The sequence below is a fragment of the Polynucleobacter necessarius genome (assembly GCF_900095205.1).
GTDB classification, from domain to species: domain Bacteria; phylum Pseudomonadota; class Gammaproteobacteria; order Burkholderiales; family Burkholderiaceae; genus Polynucleobacter; species Polynucleobacter necessarius_E.
In genome coordinates this window covers 1,362,972-1,387,117 of record NZ_LT606951.1, presented here as the reverse complement: position 1 = coordinate 1,387,117, position 24,146 = coordinate 1,362,972, and the positions used below count along the sequence as shown (strand labels likewise).

Annotated in this window: 39 protein-coding genes and 3 pseudogenes; 24 read left to right on the top strand and 18 right to left on the bottom strand. The window is 45.2% G+C overall.

Features of this window, described 5'->3' with window-relative positions; all coding sequences use genetic code 11:
- The first annotated feature begins 114 nt into the window (after positions 1–114).
- The 17 genes and pseudogenes from apbC to DXE37_RS07575 all read left to right on the top strand — a co-directional run bounded on the left by apbC (position 115) and on the right by DXE37_RS07575 (position 10,501).
- Positions 115–1,203 carry an iron-sulfur cluster carrier protein ApbC gene (gene apbC / locus DXE37_RS07620; RefSeq protein ID WP_114637068.1) on the top strand — a complete coding sequence of 363 codons (1,089 nt, stop codon included), beginning with the start codon at positions 115–117 and terminating at the stop codon, positions 1,201–1,203.
- Between the two features lie 127 nt (positions 1,204–1,330).
- Positions 1,331–1,744 (top strand): DUF3305 domain-containing protein, encoded by a 414-nt coding sequence (locus DXE37_RS07615; RefSeq protein ID WP_197713168.1) that lies wholly within the window; start codon positions 1,331–1,333, stop codon positions 1,742–1,744.
- Positions 1,745–1,942: 198 nt separating this feature from the next.
- Positions 1,943–2,311, top strand: a complete 369-nt coding sequence (locus DXE37_RS07610; RefSeq protein ID WP_114637067.1) for a DUF3306 domain-containing protein — start codon at positions 1,943–1,945, stop codon at positions 2,309–2,311.
- Positions 2,312–2,322: 11 nt separating this feature from the next.
- Positions 2,323–2,724: a hypothetical protein gene (locus DXE37_RS12855; RefSeq protein ID WP_231971262.1), complete on the top strand. Its 402-nt coding sequence runs from the start codon at positions 2,323–2,325 to the stop codon at positions 2,722–2,724.
- Between the two features lie 20 nt (positions 2,725–2,744).
- The gene (locus DXE37_RS12850; RefSeq protein ID WP_231971261.1) at positions 2,745–3,185 is read left to right on the top strand and encodes an ATP-binding protein; all 441 of its coding nucleotides are present in this window, start codon (positions 2,745–2,747) and stop codon (positions 3,183–3,185) included.
- Positions 3,175–3,978 (top strand): ATP-binding protein, encoded by an 804-nt coding sequence (locus DXE37_RS12845; RefSeq protein WP_231971260.1) that lies wholly within the window; start codon positions 3,175–3,177, stop codon positions 3,976–3,978. Before DXE37_RS12850 ends, DXE37_RS12845 begins: the two co-directional genes overlap by 11 nt.
- Complete coding sequence (locus DXE37_RS12840) at positions 3,947–4,414, top strand: 4Fe-4S dicluster domain-containing protein (RefSeq protein WP_231971259.1); 468 nt, start codon at positions 3,947–3,949, stop codon at positions 4,412–4,414. The genes DXE37_RS12845 and DXE37_RS12840 overlap by 32 nt, the downstream gene beginning before the upstream one ends.
- On the top strand, positions 4,407–4,550 hold the full coding sequence (locus DXE37_RS12835; protein ID WP_231971258.1) for a hypothetical protein: 144 nt from the start codon (positions 4,407–4,409) through the stop codon (positions 4,548–4,550). Before DXE37_RS12840 ends, DXE37_RS12835 begins: the two co-directional genes overlap by 8 nt.
- A 50-nt stretch (positions 4,551–4,600) precedes the next feature.
- Positions 4,601–5,056, top strand: coding sequence for a TorD/DmsD family molecular chaperone (locus DXE37_RS07600; protein ID WP_231971257.1), 456 nt, complete (start codon positions 4,601–4,603; stop codon positions 5,054–5,056).
- Between the two features lie 197 nt (positions 5,057–5,253).
- Positions 5,254–5,394, top strand: coding sequence for a hypothetical protein (locus DXE37_RS10850; protein ID WP_162786228.1), 141 nt, complete (start codon positions 5,254–5,256; stop codon positions 5,392–5,394).
- 70 nt (positions 5,395–5,464) lie between these two features.
- Positions 5,465–8,224: pseudogene (locus tag DXE37_RS07595) on the top strand (formate dehydrogenase subunit alpha).
- A gap of 27 nt (positions 8,225–8,251) precedes the next feature.
- On the top strand, positions 8,252–8,908 hold the full coding sequence (fdh3B, locus tag DXE37_RS07590; RefSeq protein ID WP_114637066.1) for a formate dehydrogenase FDH3 subunit beta: 657 nt from the start codon (positions 8,252–8,254) through the stop codon (positions 8,906–8,908).
- The gene (locus DXE37_RS07585) at positions 8,908–9,144 is read left to right on the top strand and encodes a hypothetical protein (RefSeq protein WP_114637065.1); all 237 of its coding nucleotides are present in this window, start codon (positions 8,908–8,910) and stop codon (positions 9,142–9,144) included. Before fdh3B ends, DXE37_RS07585 begins: the two co-directional genes overlap by 1 nt.
- A gap of 47 nt (positions 9,145–9,191) precedes the next feature.
- Entirely contained in the window at positions 9,192–9,533 is a 342-nt protein-coding gene (locus DXE37_RS11670; protein WP_197713167.1) for a hypothetical protein, read from the top strand.
- Between the two features lie 4 nt (positions 9,534–9,537).
- On the top strand, positions 9,538–9,888 hold the full coding sequence (locus DXE37_RS11665) for a cytochrome b/b6 domain-containing protein (protein ID WP_197713166.1): 351 nt from the start codon (positions 9,538–9,540) through the stop codon (positions 9,886–9,888).
- A 12-nt stretch (positions 9,889–9,900) separates the two neighbouring features.
- On the top strand, positions 9,901–10,182 hold the full coding sequence (locus DXE37_RS11660; RefSeq protein ID WP_197713165.1) for a cytochrome b family protein: 282 nt from the start codon (positions 9,901–9,903) through the stop codon (positions 10,180–10,182).
- 46 nt (positions 10,183–10,228) lie between these two features.
- Entirely contained in the window at positions 10,229–10,501 is a 273-nt protein-coding gene (locus DXE37_RS07575; protein ID WP_231971256.1) for a hypothetical protein, read from the top strand.
- Here the strand turns inward: DXE37_RS07575 and DXE37_RS07570 are convergent.
- The 3 genes from DXE37_RS07570 to DXE37_RS07565 are packed head-to-tail and all read right to left on the bottom strand — an operon-like array spanning position 10,498 to position 11,897.
- On the bottom strand, positions 10,498–11,205 hold the full coding sequence (locus DXE37_RS07570) for an ATP-binding cassette domain-containing protein (protein ID WP_114637064.1): 708 nt from the start codon (positions 11,203–11,205) through the stop codon (positions 10,498–10,500). The genes DXE37_RS07575 and DXE37_RS07570 overlap by 4 nt on opposite strands.
- Entirely contained in the window at positions 11,198–11,323 is a 126-nt protein-coding gene (locus DXE37_RS13645) for a hypothetical protein (protein WP_269460325.1), read from the bottom strand. Before DXE37_RS13645 ends, DXE37_RS07570 begins: the two co-directional genes overlap by 8 nt.
- Positions 11,324–11,345: 22 nt before the next feature.
- Positions 11,346–11,897 (bottom strand): ABC transporter permease, encoded by a 552-nt coding sequence (locus DXE37_RS07565; RefSeq protein ID WP_231971255.1) that lies wholly within the window; start codon positions 11,895–11,897, stop codon positions 11,346–11,348.
- Positions 11,898–11,963: 66 nt separating this feature from the next.
- Between DXE37_RS07565 and DXE37_RS07560 the strand changes: the two genes are divergently transcribed.
- From DXE37_RS07560 to cls, 3 genes are all read left to right on the top strand, one after another.
- Complete coding sequence (locus DXE37_RS07560) at positions 11,964–12,143, top strand: (2Fe-2S)-binding protein (protein ID WP_114637063.1); 180 nt, start codon at positions 11,964–11,966, stop codon at positions 12,141–12,143.
- A 213-nt stretch (positions 12,144–12,356) separates the two neighbouring features.
- Positions 12,357–12,863: a hypothetical protein gene (locus tag DXE37_RS07555; RefSeq protein WP_231971254.1), complete on the top strand. Its 507-nt coding sequence runs from the start codon at positions 12,357–12,359 to the stop codon at positions 12,861–12,863.
- 51 nt (positions 12,864–12,914) lie between these two features.
- On the top strand, positions 12,915–14,390 hold the full coding sequence (gene cls, locus DXE37_RS07550; protein ID WP_114637062.1) for a cardiolipin synthase: 1,476 nt from the start codon (positions 12,915–12,917) through the stop codon (positions 14,388–14,390).
- A gap of 36 nt (positions 14,391–14,426) precedes the next feature.
- Here the strand turns inward: cls and DXE37_RS12830 are convergent, their stop codons facing one another.
- The 3 genes and pseudogenes from DXE37_RS12830 to DXE37_RS07540 all read right to left on the bottom strand — a co-directional run bounded on the left by DXE37_RS12830 (position 14,427) and on the right by DXE37_RS07540 (position 16,445).
- Positions 14,427–14,768, bottom strand: a complete 342-nt coding sequence (locus tag DXE37_RS12830) for a CoA transferase (protein WP_231971253.1) — start codon at positions 14,766–14,768, stop codon at positions 14,427–14,429.
- Positions 14,716–15,291 (bottom strand): annotated as a pseudogene (locus DXE37_RS07545) (CoA transferase). Before DXE37_RS07545 ends, DXE37_RS12830 begins: the two are co-directional and overlap by 53 nt.
- Before the next feature lie 11 nt (positions 15,292–15,302).
- Positions 15,303–16,445 (bottom strand): annotated as a pseudogene (locus DXE37_RS07540) (acyl-CoA dehydrogenase family protein).
- A 160-nt stretch (positions 16,446–16,605) separates the two neighbouring features.
- Here DXE37_RS07540 and DXE37_RS07535 point away from each other — a divergent pair.
- Positions 16,606–17,109, top strand: coding sequence for a YqaA family protein (locus DXE37_RS07535; RefSeq protein WP_114637061.1), 504 nt, complete (start codon positions 16,606–16,608; stop codon positions 17,107–17,109).
- Between the two features lie 18 nt (positions 17,110–17,127).
- Here the strand turns inward: DXE37_RS07535 and DXE37_RS07530 are convergent, their stop codons facing one another.
- From DXE37_RS07530 to DXE37_RS07500, 12 genes are all read right to left on the bottom strand, one after another.
- Positions 17,128–17,505, bottom strand: coding sequence for an ATP-binding cassette domain-containing protein (locus DXE37_RS07530; RefSeq protein ID WP_269460324.1), 378 nt, complete (start codon positions 17,503–17,505; stop codon positions 17,128–17,130).
- Complete coding sequence (locus tag DXE37_RS13640) at positions 17,502–17,738, bottom strand: ATP-binding cassette domain-containing protein (RefSeq protein WP_269460323.1); 237 nt, start codon at positions 17,736–17,738, stop codon at positions 17,502–17,504. Before DXE37_RS13640 ends, DXE37_RS07530 begins: the two co-directional genes overlap by 4 nt.
- A gap of 107 nt (positions 17,739–17,845) precedes the next feature.
- The gene (locus DXE37_RS13635; protein ID WP_269460322.1) at positions 17,846–18,271 is read right to left on the bottom strand and encodes an ATP-binding cassette domain-containing protein; all 426 of its coding nucleotides are present in this window, start codon (positions 18,269–18,271) and stop codon (positions 17,846–17,848) included.
- An 8-nt stretch (positions 18,272–18,279) separates the two neighbouring features.
- The gene (locus DXE37_RS13630; RefSeq protein WP_269460321.1) at positions 18,280–18,603 is read right to left on the bottom strand and encodes an ATP-binding cassette domain-containing protein; all 324 of its coding nucleotides are present in this window, start codon (positions 18,601–18,603) and stop codon (positions 18,280–18,282) included.
- Positions 18,603–18,752, bottom strand: coding sequence for a hypothetical protein (locus DXE37_RS12815; RefSeq protein ID WP_231971252.1), 150 nt, complete (start codon positions 18,750–18,752; stop codon positions 18,603–18,605). Before DXE37_RS12815 ends, DXE37_RS13630 begins: the two co-directional genes overlap by 1 nt.
- The gene (locus DXE37_RS13625) at positions 18,740–19,069 is read right to left on the bottom strand and encodes an ABC transporter permease subunit (RefSeq protein WP_269460320.1); all 330 of its coding nucleotides are present in this window, start codon (positions 19,067–19,069) and stop codon (positions 18,740–18,742) included. Before DXE37_RS13625 ends, DXE37_RS12815 begins: the two co-directional genes overlap by 13 nt.
- Before the next feature lie 58 nt (positions 19,070–19,127).
- Complete coding sequence (locus tag DXE37_RS13620) at positions 19,128–19,436, bottom strand: branched-chain amino acid ABC transporter permease (protein ID WP_269460319.1); 309 nt, start codon at positions 19,434–19,436, stop codon at positions 19,128–19,130.
- A 142-nt stretch (positions 19,437–19,578) separates the two neighbouring features.
- Positions 19,579–19,749, bottom strand: coding sequence for a hypothetical protein (locus DXE37_RS13615; RefSeq protein WP_269460318.1), 171 nt, complete (start codon positions 19,747–19,749; stop codon positions 19,579–19,581).
- A 14-nt stretch (positions 19,750–19,763) separates the two neighbouring features.
- Complete coding sequence (locus tag DXE37_RS07515) at positions 19,764–20,450, bottom strand: branched-chain amino acid ABC transporter permease (protein ID WP_269460317.1); 687 nt, start codon at positions 20,448–20,450, stop codon at positions 19,764–19,766.
- A gap of 91 nt (positions 20,451–20,541) precedes the next feature.
- Positions 20,542–21,705 carry an ABC transporter substrate-binding protein gene (locus DXE37_RS07510; RefSeq protein WP_197713228.1) on the bottom strand — a complete coding sequence of 388 codons (1,164 nt, stop codon included), beginning with the start codon at positions 21,703–21,705 and terminating at the stop codon, positions 20,542–20,544.
- 149 nt (positions 21,706–21,854) lie between these two features.
- Entirely contained in the window at positions 21,855–22,223 is a 369-nt protein-coding gene (locus DXE37_RS07505; protein WP_162786227.1) for an FAD-dependent monooxygenase, read from the bottom strand.
- Positions 22,184–22,741 (bottom strand): FAD binding domain-containing protein, encoded by a 558-nt coding sequence (locus DXE37_RS07500; RefSeq protein WP_114637059.1) that lies wholly within the window; start codon positions 22,739–22,741, stop codon positions 22,184–22,186. Before DXE37_RS07500 ends, DXE37_RS07505 begins: the two co-directional genes overlap by 40 nt.
- Between DXE37_RS07500 and DXE37_RS11655 the strand changes: the two genes are divergently transcribed.
- The 3 genes from DXE37_RS11655 to DXE37_RS07490 all read left to right on the top strand — a co-directional run bounded on the left by DXE37_RS11655 (position 22,733) and on the right by DXE37_RS07490 (position 24,138).
- The gene (locus DXE37_RS11655; RefSeq protein ID WP_197713164.1) at positions 22,733–23,260 is read left to right on the top strand and encodes an FAD binding domain-containing protein; all 528 of its coding nucleotides are present in this window, start codon (positions 22,733–22,735) and stop codon (positions 23,258–23,260) included. The genes DXE37_RS07500 and DXE37_RS11655 overlap by 9 nt on opposite strands.
- A gap of 60 nt (positions 23,261–23,320) precedes the next feature.
- Entirely contained in the window at positions 23,321–23,557 is a 237-nt protein-coding gene (locus DXE37_RS11650) for a hypothetical protein (RefSeq protein ID WP_197713227.1), read from the top strand.
- A 71-nt stretch (positions 23,558–23,628) separates the two neighbouring features.
- Positions 23,629–24,138, top strand: a complete 510-nt coding sequence (locus tag DXE37_RS07490) for a (2Fe-2S)-binding protein (RefSeq protein WP_114637058.1) — start codon at positions 23,629–23,631, stop codon at positions 24,136–24,138.
- The last annotated feature ends 8 nt before the right edge of the window (positions 24,139–24,146 follow it).

Here is a 24,146-nt window from a genome sequence, read left to right as displayed (position 1 = left end):
TGAAGCTAATCACTTTCAGCAAATATTCCCGGCTACGAGTAAGCTAGCGCTAATTAAGAAAGTGCTAAATATCTAGAGACACATTCTAGGTGGATACATTAATAGGAGAAAGTAGTGTCAGTTACCCCAGAGTTAGTGCAGGCGACTTTAAAAAACTTAGTCGACTCTAATACAAAGATTGATTATGTAGCTGCTAAAAACGTGAGAAATCTCCGCGTTGAAGATGGTGATATTTCCTTAGATATCATCTTAGGTTATCCAGCTAAAAGTCAATTTGGCTCTATTCGCAAGTCAGTCATTGCTGCTTTGCGCGAATTGCCTGGCGTAAAAAATGTCAGTGTTAATGTTTCTAGTCACATCGTTGCGCATGCAGTTCAACGTGGCGTCAAGTTGTTGCCTGGCGTAAAAAATATTATTGCGGTTGCTAGCGGTAAGGGTGGAGTTGGCAAGTCGACCACTGCTGTGAACTTGGCGCTGGCTCTTGCAGCTGAGGGCGCACAGGTAGGAATTTTGGATGCCGATATTTATGGACCAAGCCAACCTATGATGTTGGGTATCACTGGAAGGCCAGACTCTATTGAAGAAAATACGATCGAGCCTATGGAGGCTTACGGCTTGCAAGCAAGCTCAATTGGTTTTCTGATTGATGATGATGCACCTATGGTCTGGCGCGGCCCTATGGTGACTTCTGCCTTGGAGCAACTATTAAGACAAACTCGTTGGCGCGATTTGGATTATTTAATTGTCGATATGCCTCCTGGTACGGGGGATATTCAATTGACCTTGGCGCAAAAGGCTCCCGTTACCGGTTCTGTGATTGTGACTACTCCTCAGGACATTGCATTGTTAGATGCCCGTAAGGGTCTGAAGATGTTTGAGAAGGTAGGGGTGCCTATCATCGGAATCATTGAAAACATGAGTACGTATGTTTGTACTAAGTGCGGCCATGAAGAGCATGTATTTGGCGCTGGTGGTGGCGAAAAAATGTGTAAAGAATACGGGGTTGATTTCTTGGGGTCTTTGCCGCTGAATCTTTCTATTCGAGAGCAGGCTGATGCGGGGCGTCCCACTGTAGTAGCAGATCCTGATGGAGCAATCAGCGCCATTTATAAAGGTATTGCTAGACAGGTTGCCATTCGTGTTGCTACTCTATCTAAAGATATGAGCAGTAAATTTCCGAACATTGTGGTTCAAAACACCTGAGGACTTATGCGTTTTGCAGTATTGATGCGTAAACAAAATATTGACAACCCGTGGGTCTCATGCCGCTGGGTGCCTCAGGAGGTATTGCCTGATTTTGGGCAATTCAATAACAATCCAAGTAATTCCATTGCGGGCCAATTCTTGGGGGCGCGATGCGGAGGGGGAGTCTTGGCTATTTACAGGTTATGAGTTAGACCTCTTTCCTGATGAGGCTGAAGGTTACTACCTCAATGTATCTGCGACCACTCCGAGTTGGTTTGTCATGTGGCGCCTAGAAGAAGATGTAGAGCGCTATATAGATGAGCAATCCATTGACTTGGCAAAGTCAGAGACCTCATTTGCAGTACCGCATCGTATTTGTGTCAGTTACAACGAAGCTGCTCGCTTGCTGGATGGCGGGGAGTCAGTAGACACTATCCCTATGAGTGAGCAGCATGCAACTTGGTTACAAGAGTACGCAAACGAGCACTATCATCCAGAGCCAAAAAAACGTCATAAGCCCGCTTCATTTAAAGGTGCTGAGCGCCCCATGGAGGAATAATGGCTGATGGATTTTTAGGTCGTTGGTCTAGGCGCAAATCTGGGTTAGAGGTTGACGGTCCTCAAGAGAAAAAATAGAGACCCTTAAAAGAGTCTGTGCAAGATCTTCCTACTGAGAAGGCTGCAGAGGAGGCGCCACCACTACCTACTTTGGAAGATGTAGCTAATCGATCGCTTTGATCCAGACTTTTCAGCTTTTATGAAGCCAGATGTAGATCCGGCTGTTCAGCAGGCTGTACTCAAGAAGATGTTTACTGATCCTCATTTCAATATCATGGACGGCTTAGATATCTATATTGATGACTACAGCAAGCCTGATCCGCTCCCACCGGGTATGCTGGAGAGAATGGTGCAGAGTGATATGTTGAATCTGTTCCATAAGTCTGCCGATCTGGTATCTCCGGATTCTGGGCAGACCGAAAGCCAAGAGCTAGGTCTTCAAGCAGAAAGCAACTCAGAAGAGTTACAAAGCCAAAGTGCTTTAACATCCACACAGCAAAAACCTTCTACTCAGTTGGATGAAGTGCCCAATGTATTACCAATAGAGCCCGAACAGAAAAAAGCTTAAGAAGATAGCGCATGAGTCAAAAATTAATTTGCAACTGCAATGGCACGATGCCTTTGGATGCAAAAGCGATGGGAGTGCCCATCCATCAGTCTTTATGTAGACAAGAGGTCGGCTCATTTTTAAAAGCCCTTGATGGCTCCGAATCCTTGGTGATTGCCTGTACGCAAGAGGGAGCCCTCTTCAGTGAGTTAGCCGATAAAGCGGAGAAGCCGCTAATAGCCCCATTGCGTTTTGTCAATATTCGTGAAGTTGCTGGTTGGACTCAAGAAGCAGCTCTATCGGGACCAAAAATTGCTGCCTTGTTGGCATTAGCTGACATGCCTGAAGCGGAACCCGTTCCTGTGGTGAGCTATGGAAAGCCAGGGCAGACTATTAATTATCGGCGCAGGCTCTCAAGCCACTCCTTGGGCTGAGAAATTGAGTCAGTCTTTAAATGTTTCTGTTTTATGTACGGGAACCTGGCGATCTGCCGTTGAATCGAAGTTATCCTATTTTTACCGGAGTTGTCACAAAGCTTGATGGCTATCTAGGTAATTTTTCGGTTAATTGGGATTTACAAAATCCGATAGATCCCGAGATGTGTGCGCGATGTGGGGCATGTGTAGAAGTTTGCTCAGAAAATGCTATCAATTTATCTTTTCAGATTGACCTCGATAAATGCAAATCCCATCGCGCTTGCGTTACTGCTTGTGCCAGCATAGGAGCTATTTCTTTTGATCGAAAAGAGCGTGAACGTAGTTCTGACTTTGATCTGATTCTAGATTTGCGTGCTGATCCCAAAATGCGTATGAGTCAAACTCCCCAAGGTTACTTTGCGCCAGGAACTGATCCCTTGGATCAGGCATTGGCGACTAATCAGTTAGATGGTGGGTGAGTTTGAGAAGCCAAAATATTTTGTCTATAACGAGAAAATTTGTGCGTACGGTCGCAATGGCAAAGTTGGGTGCAATGCTTGTATAGATGTTTGCTCAACTGGTGCTATCGGATCTATTTTCAAAAATGGTCAAGGTACTGTCGAAGTAAATCCAAATCTCTGCATGGGTTGCGGAGCTTGTGCCACCACAAGTCCATCTGGTGCAATGCGCTACAATTATCCGAGCGTTGCTCATCAGGGTAAAGAGTTAAAAATGCTCGCAAGTGTATTTACTGCAGAGGCTAAAAAAATAAATCAAGCAATGGCACCCAGCTTGCTATTGCATACCTTAAAAGCAGGCTCACAAATGATTGATGGGCTCGGCCGATCTGCCCATATCATGCCCAAGCAATTTGAGGGGCTTCCTGCTTTTGTGATTCCTTACGGAATAGAGCACATTACTTCAACTGGTCTAGATTTATGGTTCGGTGCTCTTAGCTACGGTTTTGCTGAGGTCACGCTCTTATTGAGCGGTGATGAAGATCCCGCATACCGAGCTGCATTGGAAGAGCAAGCAGAATTAGCCAATAGCATTCTGAAGGCTTATGGTTTTGACGAGCGCATTCATTTGATACTGGCAAGCGCTACCGATGATTTATCTACGGTTTCAAAAGCAATGGGAGCTTTACGTCAGCGCGGCTCATTGAGTCCTATTTTGCACTCCCGCAAGTATTGGTTTATCGAACCAAAAGCGCGAAACGCTAGAAGCTGTTTTAGAGTATTTGCAAAAACAGGCCAAGACACCTTTGCCTGAAGCTGGAGTTGCGCTACCAAAATCTTCCTTAATTGGTGGGTTAGCAATTAATAAAGATGCTTGCACCTTGTGTATGTCGTGTGTCAGTGGTTGCCCAGAGGGCGCGCTTTTAGATAATCCCGATGAGCCCATACTGTCCTTTATTGAAAAACAGTGTGTTCAATGCGGCCTCTGTGTTCAAACTTGCCTAGAAAAAGCATTAACACTTACCCCTCGTTTGCAGACAGTAGAGCAACGTAAGCAAAGGGTGAAATTGAATGAAACCGAACCTTTCCACTGCATTAGCTGTGGCAAAGTCTTTGGAACACTCAAGATGGTTAACTTGATGCTCACTAAGCTAGGTGCGCACGGCGCTTTTGCTGGGGCCGCAATGGATCGATTGAAGATGTGTAGTGATTGTCGCGTAGTAGATATGGTGAAAAAGAATCATGAGTGAAAATGCAAAAGAAGTATTGAAAGACAGGCCATCTACAGAAGTGGGTGATGTGGGCTTGCCCGAAGATCTCGCAAGAGCAGATTTATATGGTTTGATTGCCCGTTTTTTCAGATGTCGCCTGATCAAGAGTTGCTAGATCAAATTGCCGCCACCGCTGATTAGCATGACGCTGCAGATGAAGCACCTTTGGCTAAAGTTTGGATAGACGTGGCGGAAGTAGCAAAAAATAACCCGGCCAAGGCTTGGCATGATGAATTTGATTTGAATTTCATTAGCGTTGGGAAGCCGAACGTCGTGCTAAATGGCTCCTTCTATATGGCTGGCCATTTAAATGAAAAGCCATTGGTGAATATTCGCAAAGCTTTGGAAGAATTCGGGTTGGAAGCCGCAGAAGAAGTGACTGAAACTGAAGATCATATTTTAGCGCTGTGCGAAGTGATGCGCTACCTCATTGCCGGTGATGATGTAGAAGTTTCAACCCTTACAAATCAAAGGGTTTTTTTCAATGAGCATATCCGCTCTTGGTACGATGAATTGTGCGATGCAATAGAAGACATTCCGGAGATGCATTTATATAGTCCTGTAGCCGCTCACACTAGAGAATTCCTAGCTATCGAGGGTCAAGGCTTTGACATGATTTAATGTTGCGGTGCAACAGAGGGAATGTCCTAACACTTCTATTTGAAGTGAATATGTCAAAAATGCAATTACTAATTACACTTGCGCTATATCAAGAATAATCAAATAGGAGCATGCCATGAGCACTAAATCCAAAGTTGCTTTAAGCGAAGAAAATAAGCTGTCGCGCCATAAGTTCTTTATTGGTGCAAGCGCTGCCGTTGGCGCTGTTTGCAGTAGTCGGTCAAACCCCAGTTGGTAAGGCCGTGATCCAAGAAATTAGTGGGACTACTGCAATCAAAGACGCAGGCCAAACGATGGCTGCGCACGTGCGTAAATATTACGAAACTACTTTGATTTAATTATTTTTTATCTTGCTATCGCTGTAACTGTTATCCAATAAAATACAAAAAACTTTTTCAGGGACACCATATGAGTCTGACTCGTAAATCCAATACCCCACAAAACAGTCGTACAACATCGCATCTGATCGGCAGCTTGTCACGAGGCTTAAAAGCCGCCGTGCCAACAATGGATCGCCGCACATTCCTAAAGCGCTCAGGCGTTGGAGTGGGTACTGGTATCGCGCAAGCCAATTGAGTTTTGTTCAAAAAGCTGCTGCTGAGCCAAGCAAAGCAATGCTTGATGGCAAAGGCAAGATTGAAGTCAAGAGATCTATTTGCACACACTGTTCAGCTGGTTGCGCAGTAGATGCGACCGTTGAGAATGGTGTTTGGGTTCGCCAAGATCCAGTCTTTGATTCTCCAATCAATATGGGTGCTCATGTGCTAAGGGCGCTGCTTTGCGTGAGCACGGTTATGGCGACTATCGCTTACGTTACCCAATGAAGTTGGTTGATGGAAAGTATCAGCGTATTTCTTGGGATCAGGCGCTAACTGAAATTACAGCTCAGATGAAGAGCATTCGTGAGAAATATTCTCCAGATGCGATGTTCTTTATCGGATCCTCTAAGCACAACAACGAACAGGCCTACTTATTGCGTAAGCGAGTCTCTTTCTTTGGTATCAACAATACAGACCATCAGGCTCGTATTTGTCACTCCACAACGGTTGCAGGTGTTGCTAACACTTGGGGCCATGGTGCGATGACCAATAGCTACAACGACATGATGAATTCTAAGGCGGCTTTGTACATTGGCTCAAACGCTGCAGAAGCTCATCCAGTTTCTATGTTGATGTTGTTACACGCAAAAAAACGGATGCAAAGTGATCGTGGTTGATCCACGTTACACCCGTACAGCTGCTAAGTCAGATCAATATATCCGCATTCGTTCAGGCACAGATATTCCATTCTTATTTGGCGTGCTGTATCACATCTTTAAAAATGGCTGGGAAGATAAGAAGTACATCAACGACCGTGTTTACGGCGTGGAAGAGATCCGCAAAGAAGTGATGGAAAAGTGGACTCCTGCTGCTGTTGAGGAGGCATGTGGTGTACCTGAGACTCAGGTTTATCAAGCTGCTAAGACCATGGCCATGAATCGTCCTAGTACTGTTGTTTGGCGTATGGGTCAGACACAGCACACCATTGGCAATGCCATGGTGCGTGCATCCTGTATTTTGCAGTTGGCATTAGGTAACGTTGGTAAGTCTGGCGGCGGTACAAACATTTTCCGCGGTCACGATAACGTTCAAGGCGCAACTGACGTAGGTCCTAACCCAGACGCATTGCCTGGCTACTATGGCTTGGCCGCTGGCTCATGGAAACACTTCGCAACGGTTTGGGGTGTTGATTATGAGTGGATTAAGGGGCGTTATGCACCTGACATGATGGAGAAATCCGGTACGACAGTTTCTCGTTGGGTTGATGCTGTTCTCGAAAAGAACGACATGATCGATCAGCAAACTAACGTTAAAGGTTTGTTCTTCTGGGGTCACGCTCCTAACTCACAAACTCGCGGCTTGGATATGAAGCGTGCGGTGAATAAGTTAGATCTCTTGGTTGTAGTAGATGCTTAGGTTTTGGCGAAGAGTTGTCAAAGAATTACAAAATGCTCAATTCCAAATTTGCTGGAAAGCAATGGAAGGAGCCACAGAATGAGGACATCTTGCGTGAGAGATTATTAATCGCTCCGTATGGACGATTGGCTATACCGGCCAAACTCCTGAGCGTCTCAAAGCGCATATGAGAATGGTTGCCACATTTGAGCCTAAGACCCTGAAATCACGTGGTGGAATAGACCCAGTTACTGTCTATAACACTACTGGCGATTGCTATGGTTTGCCTTGGCCTTATTACGGTACGGCTGCAATCAAACACCCAGGCTCACCTAATCTGTATGGCACCAGTAAGAGTGTGATGGAGGGTGGTGGTAACTTCCGTGCGAACTTCGGTGTTGAGCGCGAAGGTGTGAGCTTATTGGCGGGTGATGGTTCTTGCTCTAAGGGCTCAGCTATTACCACTGGTTACCCAGAATTTGATCACGTGTTCGTGAAGAAATTAGGTTGGTGGGATCAGTTGACTGATGAGGAGAAGAAGCTCGCTGAAGGTAAGAACTGGAAGACTGACTTATCCGGTGGTATTCAGCGCGTGGTAATGAAAAATGGTTGTCATCCATTTGGCAATGCAAAAGCGCGTGCAGTGGTTTGGAACTTCCCGGATGCGATTCCAATTCACCGTGAAGCACTCTACAATACCAATGCGCCAATGATGCGCAAGTATCCAACCGCCGCTGATAAGAAGAATTTCTGGCGCTTACCAACTCTCTATAAGACTGTTTAAGATCAAAACTTGAACCAGAAGTTATATGAGAAGTTCCCAATCATTCTGACCTCTGGTCGTTTGGTTGAGTACGAGGGTGGAGATGATGAGACTTGTTCTAACCCATGGTTGGCAGAACTCCAACAAGAAAACTTTGTGGAGATCAATCCTAAGGCAACAGCAGATCGCGGTATCAAAAACTGGGATTATGTTTGGGTGAGGCCACCTACAGGCGCACAGATCAAAGTGCGTGTATTGGTTACCGAGCGTGTTGACCAAGGAACTGCATTCATACCATTCCACTTTGCTGGCTGGTGGCAGGGTGCTGACTTGCGTAAATACTATCCAGAGGATGCGGCACCTGTAGTACAGGGTGAAGCGGTAAATACTGCAACTACTTATGGTTATGACATGGTGACGATGATGCAAGAAACAAAAACCACTATGTGTCAAATCGAGAAATTTGCCTAAGTCAAAAAATAAAGTCAGGAGAACACAATGGCAAGAATGAAATTTATTTGTGACACAGAACGATGCATTGAGTGCAACGGTTGTGTTGCTGCCTGTAAGAACGACAACGAAGTACCTTGGGGCGTCAACCGCCGTCGCGTTGTCACCGTTAACGATGGCATCATCGGTCAAGAGAAATTTGTATCAGTTGCTTGTATGCACTGTACAGATGCACCTTGCATGGCGGTATGCCCAGTAGATTGCTTCTATCGCACCGATGAAGGTGTTGTATTGCATGACAAGGATATCTGCATTGGTTGTGGTTATTGCTCATTTGCATGTCCATTTGGCGCACCTCAGTTCCTGAATAAAGGTGCCTTTGGTACACGTAGCAAAATGGATAAGTGCACATTCTGTAGCGGTGGACCAGAAGAGAACGGTAGCGTTGCTGAGTTTGAAAAATATGGCCGTAATCGTTTGGCTGAAGGTAAATTACCGCTTTGCGCTGAAATGTGTTCTACCAAAGCCTTGATCGGTGGTGATAGCGACACCATTACTGGCATCTTTAATAATCGTGTTGCTACACGTGAAAAGAATGGTAAATGCCCAGGTTCCAAAGCTTTTGGTTGGTCCATAGCTTATGGCGGTCCAGATACACCACCCCCAACCCCAACGCCTGCTGCAAAAATTCCAGGAGCTAAATAATGAAAGTCAATTTCAAAACTCTCGGTTTGTGTTTTGCGGCAGCTACTCTAATGGCAGCTTGTTCTGAGCCACCAGAAATTGCAGCTAAAGCTGCTAAGCGTCCTGATGTCGCCCCTTATATGGGTGCTAACAACGGCTTCGTGACAAAAGGTTGGACACCAGGAAATCAGGCTAGCTGGACTGAGTCGGTTGACAAGCGAACTCAAGGCCAGAACGAATACAGTCGCGTTAAGTGATCAACTAAACAACAATAAATAAAACGAAAACGTTTAAGGACATGTGTATGAAACGATCATTTTCTAAAGTTCTACGCACTTTGGTGGTGGCTGTTGGTTTGTCGCTGACTCTGGCGAGCGGAATCAGTTTTGCTGAGCGTGCACCGATGCCGCCTCTGCCGTCTGCTAGCGGAACGGATATTAATCCAGCCTCGGTACCTGCTAATCCCAATAGTTTGGAGAATGGTACTCAAGCCCAGACTCAGCCAGTCAACCCTTCCATTTTTACTACTGCCAATAGCGACCCATACAACTATGTTAGCATTCCGGACAAAGAATCGAGTGTTCTGATTCAGCGCTCTGGTCAAGAATGGCGCGTGATTCGCAAGGGCATCATTAAAGCTTCATGAGCCTATGTCCGGCGTCAAAATTAAACGTTTCAGCGCGTTTGATCGCTTAGTTCACTGGTTGATGGCATTTAGCTTTTTAGCACTCGCTTTCACAGGTTTATTGATCCTGTACGGAAAATATTTTGCAATGCCTTTGATGGGTAGGGTGGCTTACGGCTCTTTCCTCATGGTTTGTAAAAATATTCATAACTTCACAGGTCCTTTGTTCACAATTTGTGTCGTGATCTTCTTCTTATTGTTTGCTCATAAGAACTTGCCTGGCAAAGGTGACCTGCAGCGGTATTTAACCTTTGGTGGGATTTTCAGCGGCAAGCATGTACCAGCAGGCTTCTTTAACGGTGGCGAAAAGATTTAGTTCTGGTTTGGTATGACATTCTTGGGCTTGGTGATTTCAGCATCAGGATTTGTGCTCGACATGATCGTGCCATTCATGACCATTGAATACACCCGCGGCACTATGCAGATTGCCAACATTATTCACAGCAGCGCTGCGATCTTGATGTCTGCAATGGCAATGGGTCATATTTACATCGGTACCATTGGTATGCAAGGTTCAATCGATGGCATGAAGACTGGTTACGTAGATGCTACTTGGGCTAAAGAGCATCATGAGCTCTGGTATGACGAACTGAAAAAAAGTAAGCCATGAAAAAATCATTGCTTTTGTATTTTGCTCATTCACCGCAACTTTGGCGTTGGCAGCATTGCCACCGTTATCTCCTGAAGCACAGGAGGCGGCAAACTTAGCTAAAGCTAAAACTGCTTATGGTGACAGGGTTGGTGCATACAAATTATGTTTGGCGCAAAACAAAGTTGCCGATCAATTTAGGGTTGCGGGCACTCCTGCTCCTGCTGCCTGTGTAGCTCCGCTACCTTTTGTTCCTCCGGGTAGCGGCTGCAGCCGTTCCTGCAGCAGCTCCTGCGGCCCCTGCAGCTACAACGGCACCTGCGGCTGCCAAGTGGATTAATCAGTAAGTAATTCTTGATGCAGGTAGCGCTTCGCTGCCTGTGTTTGAGGATCTGCAAAGAAAGGACCTACGGGTCCTTTTTCTTTTATCTCACCTTGATCGATGAAAATAATATGTTCAGCAATGCGTTGTACTTGCGCAAGCTGGTGAGATGAAAAGATGACATTTGCGCCCTGATGAGCAAATTGACGCATGAGTTCTTCAACTTGTTCGGTGCTATTCGGATCAAGATTGGCAGTAGGTTCATCTAGTAAAACTAAATTGGGTTTTTGGAGAATTGCTCGAGCTAGACAAAGTTTTTGCCGCTCACCTGCAGATAATTTATGGGCAGAGCTATTTGCTAATTTACTGAGTCCCACCTGCTCAATTGCTTGGATTACATCCGCTTGCGTAATAGATGTATCTACATCTTTCACCATTGCTATGTTCGTTGCCGCCGATGCTTTAATCATGGGGGTGTGATGCAGTACTAGTGCTGTTTTCGTTTTAAAGGAATAGCTTACTGTTCCACTATCCGGTTTAATGGGGCCGTCTAACAGTTTAAGTAGGGTTGTTTTTCCAGCACCGTTCGGCCCAATGCAGGCTGTAATTCTGTCTACTGGAATTATTGCATGTGGAATATTGAGAATGACCCTGCCATTGCTCTTGACGATGACGTCTTTTAGTTCAATAAATGGATTTAAATGTTCGATTGAATTAACCATAGCGGCGCTCAGCAATTTGACGAACTGCAAAGGTAAATAGATTCGCTAGCAGAACAATGGATAGCAGGACAATGCCAAGGGCCAGCGCTAAAGGGAGATCTCCTTTACTAGTCTCCAAGGCAATGGCAGTGGCCATGGTTCTAGTCGAATGATCTATGTTGCCACCAACAATCATGACTGCACCAACCCTCTGATATTGCTCTAGCTAATCCTGCCAAGATCGCAATCGTTAAAGAGAAGCGGCAATCCCAAATCAGCCATTTAAATCGAGAAAGTGGCGGCAATCGGAGGCTCATAAACGAATCACGATGGATTCTCCAAGAATCCTCCAGAATTTGTCTACTGAGGGCGGCGATTAAGGGGGTTGTAAGTAAAGTCTGTGCCACGATCATGCCTTTGGGCGTAAAAAGCCAACCCCAAGCTCCTAGAGGGCCTGAGCGAGATGGCATGAGGTAAACTAAGACTCCAACAATTACGGTGGGCACCCCCATGAGGGTATTGATCGTCACAATAATCGTCTTTTTGCCTACAAATTGTTCGGTTGCCAGTAAGGCGCCTATCGGAAGCCCTAAAAGGGTTCCAATCAGAAGGGCTATCAGGCTCACTTGCAGGGAAACCAAAACAATCCCTAGAAACCCCCTCCATCTAGATGGGCGAGGCAGGGTGAGGGCGTCTTGAAAGGCTTTCAACATGGGCTTGATTCTATCAAGGCAGTGGCAAAATGGCTGTAATGAGACTAATTACCCTATTTTCAATCTATGGCTGAAGTGGTTTGCCTCTGCAATAAGGTCCTCGATGTGGATTTGCGTGAGTATTTGGATGCTCATCCAGTGAACTCCATTGACGAACTGAGAGAACAAGCCTCTATTTGCAATAAATGTATGCAGTGCCAGGAATTGGTTGAGGGTGAGATTTATTTGGCGCGTATTCGGCGCTAAAGTGCAACAGGTCAGTTTTGATGAGCTCCAGTAAACCTGTCCGTTTCACGGTGTTGAGTATGAATCTTCATAAAGGTTTATCGCCTTTGCATCGGCATTCAACGATTTACCAGTTACGTCAAAAAATGCGCACTCATTATCCCGACCTACTTTTTTTACAAGTAGTTGCAACAAGAGCATCGAGGTAGGGTAAAACGTTTTTCGCATTGGCCGTTGACTGAACTCACTCACTTTCTGTCAGAGGATTTTTGGCGTGATTGGCATTATGGAAAAAATGTTGAGTATCGCGATGGACATCATGGAAACGCAATTCTTTCCAAGCATCCCCAGCAAAAAGGAAATAATTACGACATATCGGCCTATCGATTTGAAGGTCGAGGGCTATTGCATAGTGTGACCAATCTAGAAGGCGTAGATAAATCTATCCATTGTTTTTGTGTTCACCTAGCGCTCTTTGAGAGAGGGCGTGAGCGACAGTTGGAGGCTATCATTGGGCATATCCAAGAATTGACTCAAGGGGGTCCCACGATTGTGGCAAGAAACTTTAATGATTGGCGCAATCGAATTGGTGCCCCTATGAGAGCCGCTGGCTTTGAGGAAGTCTTTGAGACCTTGACTGGATCACCAGCAAAAACGTTTCCTAGTGTCAAACCACTGCTGCCTATGGATAGGATTTATGTTCGTGGCTTCAAAATTCATTCATGCAAATATTTTGCATGAATGGATAAAACTATCAGATCACCTAGGCATTACTGCTGAATTGGAACTTGTATGAATATTATGGCATTTATTTTTGGCTCAGTTTTTGGGTTTTCATTAATTTGGGTTCCAATTGCTCATGTCGCCATTATCTTATTGTTCGGCCTGCATTTAATTTCAGTCAGAAGACCAGTAGGTGTAGTCTTTGCTTGGTTTCTCATTGTGATATTGCTCCCATTGCTTGGCATTGCTTTATATATTTTGATTGGGGAGCGACCTGTTGGACGAAAGCTCACCCGCAAGATCATTCATATGAATCGCGAATACGAAAAGCTCACCGAGATGATGCGCCAGCAGTTTGCTGCTGATAGGCAGAGGTTGCCTGTTGAGGGAAGAGCCCTCAGTCTTTTAGCCGAATCAAAAAATGGCTCACCAGTAGTAGCAGGAAACAAAATTAAATTACATACAAACTCACTCAATATCCTGCAAAACTTTATTGATGAAATCAATCAAGCCAAAAAGAGTTTGCATTTAGAGTTTTATATATGGGCTTTAGGTGGCGATGCTGATCGGGTTTGTGAGGCACTCATTGCAGCTGCCAAGCGGGGTGTAGCCTGTCGCGTCCTACTAGATTCCTTGGGTAGTAAAGATTGGTTTAAGTCTCATTGGCCAGCGGATTTTCGGAATGCGAGCATACAAGTAATAGAGGCTTTGCCTATTCAGATAGGGCGTTTTCAATTTCGCCGAGCCGATTTGCGCCTTCACCGAAAAATATTTGTGATTGATGGGGCGATTGTTTGGACGGGTAGTATGAATTTGGTTGACCCGCGCACCTTCAAGCAAGATTCTGGAGTGGGTGAGTGGGTTGATGCCATGGTCCGCATTGAAGGTCCAGTGGCATCACAATTTGAGCTAACTTTTGCGTTTGACTGGAGCGTCGATGACCCCAAGATTCAGAATTTTAATGATCGTGAGCCACCAGCATCATCTCATGAGGGTGGTGCAATAGTGCAAGAATTTTCTTCTGGCCCCGTATATCGCGACGATATTCTCTATCAAGTTTTGCTCTCCGCCATTATGGATGTGCGTGAAGAGTTAACCATCACTACCCCGTACTTTGGCCCTGATGATGGATTGATTCAGGCCCTGATGGCAGCTGCCCGCAGAGGGGTTAAGGTAACGCTAATCGTTCCTAAGTTGAACGATTCGACTTTAGTAGCTTGGAGTAGTAAAAGCTTCTATGAAGACCTATTGACCGCAGGCATAGTGATTGCTGAATTTCATGGCGGCTTGTTACATACCAAGAGTCTATTGATCGATAAGCGAATTGCTATCTTTGGTTCAGTGAATTTTGACCAACGCAGCTTGCGTCTAAACTTTGAAATCAGTCTGATTGTGTATAACGTGGATTTCTGCGCAAAACTGGAAAAGTTGATTGACTCCTATTTAGAGCAATCAGATTACGTTGATCCAAAAGTGTGGGCAAAAAGACCTACATGGCAGCGATACCTTGAAAATGCCGCTCATCTCACATCTCCACTGCTTTAAATTGCTCCACTAGCCCGCATAGCCGTTATCTCAGACTCAGGTCATTCCTAATTCTTTGAGAATGGAGTCTATGTGCTCTCCAACTGCAGGGATAGCATCCATACGGTATTGATAGCTATCATTTAATTCTGGTGGTAGCAGAGCAGGGATGGGCCCATTTGGAGTGCCTACTGGAGTCCAGCGATCGCGGGCTTTGAGCTGCTCATGCTTCCAAAGTCCTTCCATATCATTTAGGTGAGCGTTTGCTATTTGCGCTTTTTTTAGTCTAGCGATCAATTGCTCTGAAGTCAGCTTGCTAAAGTAGTGATTGATGATTTCCAATAGTTCAGCGCGTTTTCCCTCTTTGCAGTAAAGCTGCCAAAATATTGGTGTAGGCATACATCCCTGCGGCAATATCAGCAATTGAGTTACCCGCTTTGCTCGGTGTCTCTGGTGTCCCGGTAATTGAAAGGAACCCTGCTTCACTTTGGATTAAAAGGTCGTAAGCCTTTTTATCTCGATAGGGTCCATTGTTTCCATAACCTGAAATCGCGCAGGTAATGAGACCAGGATTTTCTTTTTGCAAAACTTCAGGGCCTAGCCCCATACGATTGGCTGCACCAGGGGCAAGATTTTGAATAAAGACATCTGCCGTCTTTAATAAATTCTTTAAAATACTGCCATTGCAGAGTCTTGCTTAAGATCAAGCGTTAAACTTTCTTTGGAGCGATTAACCCAAACAAAGTGAGAGGATTGGCCTTCAACTTGGGTGTCCATAGCCTCTAGCGAAATCTCCGCCACCAGGGCGCTCAATTTTAATAATGCGCGCACCTAAATCAGCTAACTGTCGAGTGCAGAATGGGGCGGCAATAACATGCTCGAGAGCAACTACCGTTATGCCGTCTAAGGGGCGAATACCCATGTCGATATTTTTTAGAAAGATCTAGGAAGGCCAAGCACATGCTCGGCAATATAGGAGTAGATCAAGTTTGTTGAAATGGGTGCCACTTGATATAGCCGTGTTTCTCTAAACTTGCGCTCAACATCATATTCATTCGCAAAACCAAAGCCACCATGGGTTTGTAAACACACATTAGCAGCCTCCCAAGATGCTTTGGCGGCAAGAAAATTTGGCCATGTTAGCTTCAGGCCCACAGGGTTGATAGGCGTCAAATAGCTCACAAGCCTTGAAGCGCATCAGATTAGCGGCTTCAGTTTCAATATAGCTATCCGCAATCGGACGATCAAACACCACACGATCATTTGCATAGCGACGAGCACGATCAATAAACCAATAAGCATCACCAATACACTCGGCAGCGATTAAGACGCGCTCCGCATTGAGTCCATCAAGAATGTACTTAAATCCCTGGCCTTCTGTGCCAATGAGATTTTCAGCGGGAATTTCTAAATTATCAAAGAAGACCTCATTGGTTTCATGATTGACCATATTCGCAATCGGCCGTACTTCCATGCCTTTGCCAATTGCATCGGCTAGATTCACGATGAAGATCGACATGCCTTCAGATTTCCGTTGCACTTCATTGATGGGGGTAGTTCGGGCTAAGAGGATCATTAGATCTGAATGCTGTATGCGAGAGATCCAAACTTTTTGGCCATTGACAACATACTTATCCCCTTTTTTAACTGCAGTAATTTTCAGTTTGGTGGTATCTCGGTACCAGTCGTGGGTTCAGTGACTGCCATGCTTTGAAGTCGTAATTCACCGGATGCAATTTTGGGCAGATACATTTTCTTTTGAGCGTCAAATCCATGACGCAATAGTGTGCCCATGTTGTACATCTGGCCGTGACACGAACGTGAATTTCCGCCAGAAAGATTAATTTCTTCCATGATCACAGATGCTTCAGCAAGGCCCAGTCCGGAGCTACCATATTCCTCAGGAATTAGTGCGGCCAACCAACCAGCCTTCGTCATGGTATCTACAAAAGCTTCTGGATAAGCTCTTTCATGATCAATCTTTTGCCAATAAGCTGAATCAAAAGTGCTACAGAGGTTGCGTAATGCTTCGCGCATTTCTTGATATTGGTCTGGCTTGGGAATAGGTTGATTCATGGGTGTCTCAAAATATGGGTTTTATGATGTTTTTTCTGCCTTAGGCGTTAGTTTAAGCAAGATTTGAAAATCTTGGAGGTTGTCTAAAACAAGGCAAAATAGGCTCTATGAGAACCGAACACATGAAGTCTGATGCTATTCCCATGGGGGAAATTGCTTAATGGAGCATCTGTTTGGGAATTTTTTTGCATGGTTTGAAATGCCTGCAGTTGGCTTGCCGGCAGTATTCATTAGCTCCTTTATTTCTGCAACGTTAATTCCGGCGGGATCTGAGCCCATCCTGTTTGGCTACATTACTCTAAACTCACACTTATTTTGGGTTGCAATTGCAGTTGCTACGATTGGTAATACATTAGGTGGGATGCTCGATTGGTGGCTAGGAGTTCTTGCGCGCAATAGTTTCAAATTAATGGATGAGCCTCGCAATAGCCGCTTGAAGCGCTGGCTTGGAGCTTGGGGTCCAAGGTTGCTGTTGCTGTCATGGCTACCAGGTTTGGGAGACCCCTTATGCCTTGCAGCAGGATGGCTGAAGTTGCCATGGCAGCCATGCCTTATCTATATGTTTATTGGTAAGTTGTTGCGTTTTATTACGCTAACATGGTTGCTAACTATGGTTCCAGAAAGTTTTTGGCACCAGTTGGGTCATTGGCTACATCTCATTTAAAGCAAATAGAGTCAATTTTTAAACGGCGCAATACTTTTGCTGAATATCGTAATTGTTTAAAAGATTCTGAGCAGTGTCATGAAACACTATTTCACCTTGATCAAGAATGTAAGCACGATCAGAAATTTTCAGAGCTTGCTGGACATTTTGCTCTACCAGCAAAATAGTTAAGCCTTGCTGTTTTAATTTGGCAAATAGCTCAAACATTTCATCAACAAAAACCGGCATGATGCATTCGGATGGCTCATCAAGCAGGATCACTTTAGGTTTAGCGATCATTGCTCTAGTAATTGCTAGCATTTGTTGCTCACCACCCGATATTGAGGTGCCATCTTGATGCAGACGCTCTTTCAGTTTCGGGAAGGTTTCCGCAATTTCATCAACTAAGGCACTCATATCGCCCTTATTTTTTGAGCGATGACGCCAAGTTCTAGATTTTCTTTAACAGTAAGGCCTGGAGCGATTCGACGGTCCTCTGGAACGTATGCCAAGCCTAGATGAAAGCGTTCGTGAGCGGGTAAATCTAAAAATGAAGTGCCATCAATTGCAGCTTTGCCTTGACGCTTAGATAGAAGACCCATTAAGGAGCGTAGGGTGGTTGTTTTGCCAGCGCCATTGCGACCCAGCAATGGTCACAATCTCCCCCTTTATTTACTTCAAGAGAGACTCCCTGTAAGACGTGACTACGGTCATACCAGGCATTTAAGTTTTCAACACGCAACATGTTTTGCTTTCTTTAACCTTGACCCAGGTACACACGACGTACCTCAGCACCATTTTGGATTTCTTCTGGAGTACCCTCTGCAAGGAACTCGCCATGATGAAGAACGATGATGCGCTTGCAAAGACCCATAATCAGTTTCATCTTGTGCTCAATCAAGATGGCAGTACGCTCGCTCGCAAGTGTGCGAATCAGCTCCATCATGACCAAGGTCTCCTCTGGAGACATGCCAGCAGTAGGTTCATCCAACAACAATAGACTAGGATTGCAGGCAAGTGCCATCGCAATCTCAAGTGCACGTTGCTGACCATGAGCTAAGTCACCAGTCTTTTTATTACGTAAATGCTCAAGATTGACTCGATGAAGTAATTCATCGACAATCTCAATTGGCTTCGGATAGCTTTGGGCATTTCGTAAAAAGTTATAGCGCGCTGTTTCCATTTGAGCTGCTATACACGTACGTTTTCATGAGCACTTAATTGCTTAAAGACATTGGTAATCTGAAAGCTTTTAGAGATTCCAATGCGAGCAAACTCATGTTGCTGCATACCAGTAATGTCTTTGCCATTAAATAGAATTTGACCGCTTGTGGGAGGGAATGCGCCACTTAAGACATTAAAGAATGTACTCTTGCCAGCACCATTGGGGCCAATGATGGCCGTGAGTGTTCTAGGCATAAAGCTAGTGGATACATTTTGTAGTGCCTTGAACTTACCAAAGCTCTTGCTGACATTGCGCGCCTCAAGAATAGAAGCAATGGTTGCGCTATTCATTATTTTGAATTCTGATTAATTTGTAGCTTGCTCAGAATGGTTCCCCAAATCCCTTTGGGGAAGAACAGCACAAAGAACATGAAAACTAAGCCAACAACGGCCATCCAGTGTTTGGTGAAGGTAGTGACAACGTCCTCTAAATAGAGCATGACCGCGGCGCCAATAAAGGAGCCAAAGAAAGTGCCCATGCCACCCAGAGAATGCTCATCATGACGGCTTGACCAGACGGGAGATAGTGCAAGGAGTCGATTGGAACAATGGAAAGGTGCAGGGCGTGGAGAGAGCCGGCTAATCCACAGATAGCTGCTGATAATACAAATACCAGCAGCTTAGTACGAGCAACATCAAATCCACAAGCAGCAGCACGTTTCTCGTTTTCTCGGATCACCTCCATTACCGCCCCTAAAGGGGAGCTCAAAATACGGGAGATAAGACAGATCGCGATGACTACAAAAAAGAGGATCACGTACTACTTAACAAGCGGGTTTAAGAAGTCAACAGGGATGCCTAGGATCTTGAATTCATCAACCCTGACGCCACGGCAAGCCATTCTCGCCACCAGTAAGACTCTCTGCTTTATAAAAAATGTAATACACAATTTGATCAAGCGCCAAAGTCACCATAGAGAAGTAGATGCCTCTAGTACGAATAGCTAGGTAGCCCATAATGAGTCCGCCAATGGCTGAGCCAACGATACCAACCAAAATCGCAACACCCCAAGGCATCCCATAATGAACAATGCCAATTCCAGTGAGATAGCTGCCAATACCTAAGAAGGCCGCATGACCAAAGGATAGAAGGCCCATGTAGCCGAATAACAAGTTAAAGCCCATGGCAAAAAACCAAAGATCAAAATATTAATTGCCAGCGCCTCATAAGGCATAATGAATGGGAAGATGGCTAAAAATAGCGTACTAGCTAGTATGCGATGGCGTGCAATAAGTTGAAAAAATGAATTCATAGATATACGGAGCCTTAGCCCATCGCTCCTGCTTTACCAAATAAACCTTGTGGACGGATTAATAACACTACTGCCATCAAGACAAAAATAGAAAGTTCGGCTAAATCCGGGAAGAAGGGGGATGTCATGCTGTAAACCATGCCTATTAATAGGCCAGCCACGACAGCGCCTACTGGCGAACCCATGCCGCCAACGACAGTTACTCTACAAATGATTCCGCCAAAATCGGAATACCCATTTCTGGATTAACAGATCGAGTGGGTGAGGCGAGAATTCCGGAAAGGCCTGCAATTGCGCAGCCAAGACCAAAAACCAAAAGCCAAACTTTGGCAATATCAACGCCAAGCACTTTCACGATTTCTTGGTCAGCAGTTCCCGCTTTGATAATAAGGCCATAACGTGTTTTCTGAATGAAAAACCAAACTCCAAAAATAATGCCTGCGGTAGCTGCAATTAAAAACAGGCGATATTTTTTAGGGAAGTATCCAATTCCTACGTTGACTGTTCCGCCCAAACCCTCAGGGGTAACTGAAGGCAAGCCTTCAATACCGAAGGTAATCCGCATGACTTCGATTAAGACATAAGAAAGACCAAAGGTGAGTAATCGCGGATAGTCAAGGCCGCGCCCATGGAGTGGCCTCACTAAGAAGCGTTCTGTCAGGAGTCCGATTGCACCTGTGAACAATGGTGTGAGAACTAAGCTAAACCAAAAGCTTCCTGTGACACCTAGAAAGTACACACCCAAGAAAGCGCCGTGAGCGAAGTTCACCACATTGAGCATGCCAAAAATGAGGCATAGGCTAAGTGCGAGAAGTGCATAAATACTACCTAAGGTTACGCCTGTCAGTAGTTGCATGCAAAGAAGTTCAAATGAAAGACCGGTCATATATTTACTCAGAAAAACTACCCTTCACCTCATGGCAAAAAAAAGGGGGGTGGGTCAGGGTGAATTCTCCATCCACCCTGAAATTTTTGGATTAGGCTTTGTGACCTAGCTCAGCGCAAGAGCGCATGTTTTTCTCAGTAGTAGGTTCAATCGTCAAAATATTGAAGACGTCATACTTGTCTTTCATATTCTTGGATTTGGACTCAACAATAAGGACGGTCTGTACTGCTTGATGGTCACATTTGCGATAGTACTCGGGACCTTTATACCAGTCGTATTTGAGATTCTCCATCGCTGAAACCACTTTCATAGTTTCAGTGGACTTAGCGATTTTGATTGAGGCGAGTATGCTCTTAACGCCCGCATAGCCTAGTGCGCCGTAATCTGATTGAACTGAACCGTTATACATTTTGCGGAATGCGTCATTAAATGCTTTTGCAGTTGGGATGCGATCTTCAAGACCCCAGTAATAGGATGTACCACCAATAATGCCTTCGAATGCTTCTGGATCGCCAGCAAGGCGTGAGGTATACAGCAGTACTGGCGCAACGATCTTCATGCTCGATTTCAGGCCGAAGTCAGTACATTGTTTTGCTGCATTCACTAAGTCGCGACCAAAGTTACAAAGCACCAAAATATTTGAGTTCAACGCTTTAATACGAGGCAAGAAAGCGGAGTAATCCGATGCGCCTAATGGATGACGGATATCGGCTAGGGTGGTGGCTCCCAGTTCTTTCCCAGCACGTTCAAATGCGCGCACCATCTCATGACCGTAGGCGTAATCGGCTGTAAGGAAGACAATTTTTTTACCAAAATGCGGAATGGAATAGCGGGCCACAGCACCAGCAGTCATCGTCGGGTTCAGCGCTTCGTGGAATGTATAAATGCTCCAGTCTTTTGCTTCATTGATTGCATCAGATTGACTGATGGAATTAAAGAGTACCTTACGTTCTTTACAAACAGCATTGATTGAAAGTTGTGTTGCAGCAGAGAATGAGCCTACAACAAAGTTCACTTTATCTTTTTCGATTAACTCTAAAGTACGTGTAGCTGCTTCACCAGGATTGAGCTTGTCATCGCGCACCAATAGTTCTGCTTTACGTCCATTAAAGCCACCAGCGTCGTTAAATTCTTTAATGGCTAATTCAGCAGCCTTCACTTGGTCTTGTGCTTCTGCAGAAAATGGACCGGTTAACGCAGTTGGAAAGCCAATCTTAATGGTATTGGCTTGAGCATTTGCAACATTTAACCAAATGTGGGGTGCTTGCTACTGCAGCTCCACCAATTAACATCTGGCGTCTAGTTTGATTCGTTACTTTTTGTTTCATGGTTGTCTCCTCCATATAAAACCTTGTTAAATAAGAATGCTTTTAGTTTTTTTCAAATCTTAACTGAATGCGCTTTTTAATGTACGGATTCAGGCACTGCTTTCCCTTGAGCCAATAGCTCGCTCAGATCAATGGCGGTTTCCGCCATGACTGTGTTGGCATTTTTTTTCAGGTCATCGGAATCCCTAATACCTTTACTGCCCTGTGCTTGCATATAGCGTCTCAAATATTGGGCTCTTGCAACTACCTGTTGGTCGAGTTTGAGATGCTCATTTCCATAGGCATTTAAGGCATCTGGAGTGGCGCCAAACTCAGCAATATGTCGAGTAAGGGACATGGCCTCGTCTCCAGCCTTGGTGACACCCATTCCCACATGCGGCCTACCAACAAATGCAGCATCACCCATTAAGGCGATTCTGCCAAACACAATTTCTTCCGAGCGCACATCATAGATGGCTTGAAAAAAAGAGCTGCTGTCTTTTCAAGTATCTCTGCATATTGTGGCGCCAAGATATCTTGCGCTACTTTGCGCATGTGAGAGATGTTTTTCCATGAAACTTTGAGTGGCGGAATCCCGGTGGGATAAAAATGCCCATCGTTATCTGTCAGTAGGTTGACCAGCTCTTCATGCTCAGAAGCAGGGCGGTACCAAACGAAGTTATAGTGACGTTTTCCTGGGCGGGTATCGTTACCTGATCCAGCGACGGGGTAGCCCAACATCTGCTCTCTATTTGGTAAGCAGAAGCCAAAATAGTTAAAGAGCGTCTCGAGCGTGTAATTCGATAAGCAGGCCTCATCACATACACCGCGCCATGCTATATACCCAGCATACTCAGGCTGAATCTGTGGGGCGACTTGAGCTCTTACTGCTGGGCGAATGCCATCCGAAGCAATGAGGAGCTCTGCTTCAAAGAGGCTGCCATCTTCGCACTGCACTTGAACGTTTTTTGCGTCTTGAGTCACCGTTTTTACTGCCTTACCTTGCAGATAGCGCTCGTTCGGAAAGCTCTCCTTGAGCAGGGGGGTGATAATGCGCGCCTGATAGCCGGCGGACAGACTCTGTTGGCTACATTAAATATGCGCTTATCTGAACCGAGCGTTTTAATTGATATTACGGATTTAAAAGAACTACAAGGCATCACGGCAGTTGGTGATCAATTGTGGATTGGCGCATTGGTGACCCACACAGAAATTGAAGATTCAGAATTAGTGGCAAAACATGCACCACTCTTAAAAGCGGCTGCGCCACACATTGCCCATCGTGCTATTCGTAACCTAGGAACTTGGGGAGGTTCGCTAGCCTATGGAGATCCCGCCGCTGAATGGCCTGCTTGTAGCTTAACTTTGCAAGCCACCATGATTATTCATGGCCCAGCAGGTGGGCGCAGAATTTTTGCAAAAGACTTTTTTATTGATCTATACACGACCTCTCTCGAGCCTGATGAAATTCTGGTGGCTACTGAGATTCCCCTTGCTAGTTAACAAGCAGTTTTCTATTTTCATGAGTTAGCTAGACGTCATGGCGACTATGCAGTTGCTGGTTTGGCAGCGGTTGCACAAAAGCAAGGCGATGTTCTCGATCATTGTGCATTCACATTCTTTTCAGTGGGCGCCACTCCAGTAATGGCAACACAGGCCCAAGAGATAGTGAATGGCCAAAAGTTAAATGATGAATTGATTGCTAAAGCTGTAGCTACTGCGCGGGATGAAATTGAAGTCATCGCAGATATTACAAATAGCGCAGAAGCTAAACAGCATTTAAATTGGTGTACTGCTTGAGCGTGGACTCAAGCAGGTGGTTGCTTAAAACGCAATCAATAAAACATCGGCAGAAAAATTCGGAGATCAGTATGAGTTTGAAGAAAAAAATTTCAATGACCGTAAACGGTCGGCTTGTGAACGCAGAGATTGAGGCTCGCAAGCATCTAGTGGATTTCTTGCGTGAAGATCTGCATTTAAAAGGACCGCACTTGGGCTGTGAGCAAGGTGCATGTGGCGCCTGTACCGTCAAGGTGGATGGGCAAATTATCCGCGGGTGCCTGTTTTTGGCTGTTCAAGCCGATGGGAAAGTGGTTGAGACGGTTGAGGGCTTAACCAAAAATGGTGTGCTAGCAGACCTTCAAGAGTCTTTTATGCGGCATAACGCAATGCAGTGCGGCTTCTGCTCATCAGGAATGTTGTTGGCAGCAGCAGAGCTCATCGAAAAGCAACCCAAGGCAACTCGTGAGCAAGTGCATGAATGGATATCCGGAAATTATTGCCGTTGCACTGGCTATCACTCGATAGTCGACGCGATTGTTGCAGTGTTAGATGCGCGCGCAAAAGGCCAAACTATTAAACCTATAGTTACTTACGCTTAGAGTGTGAA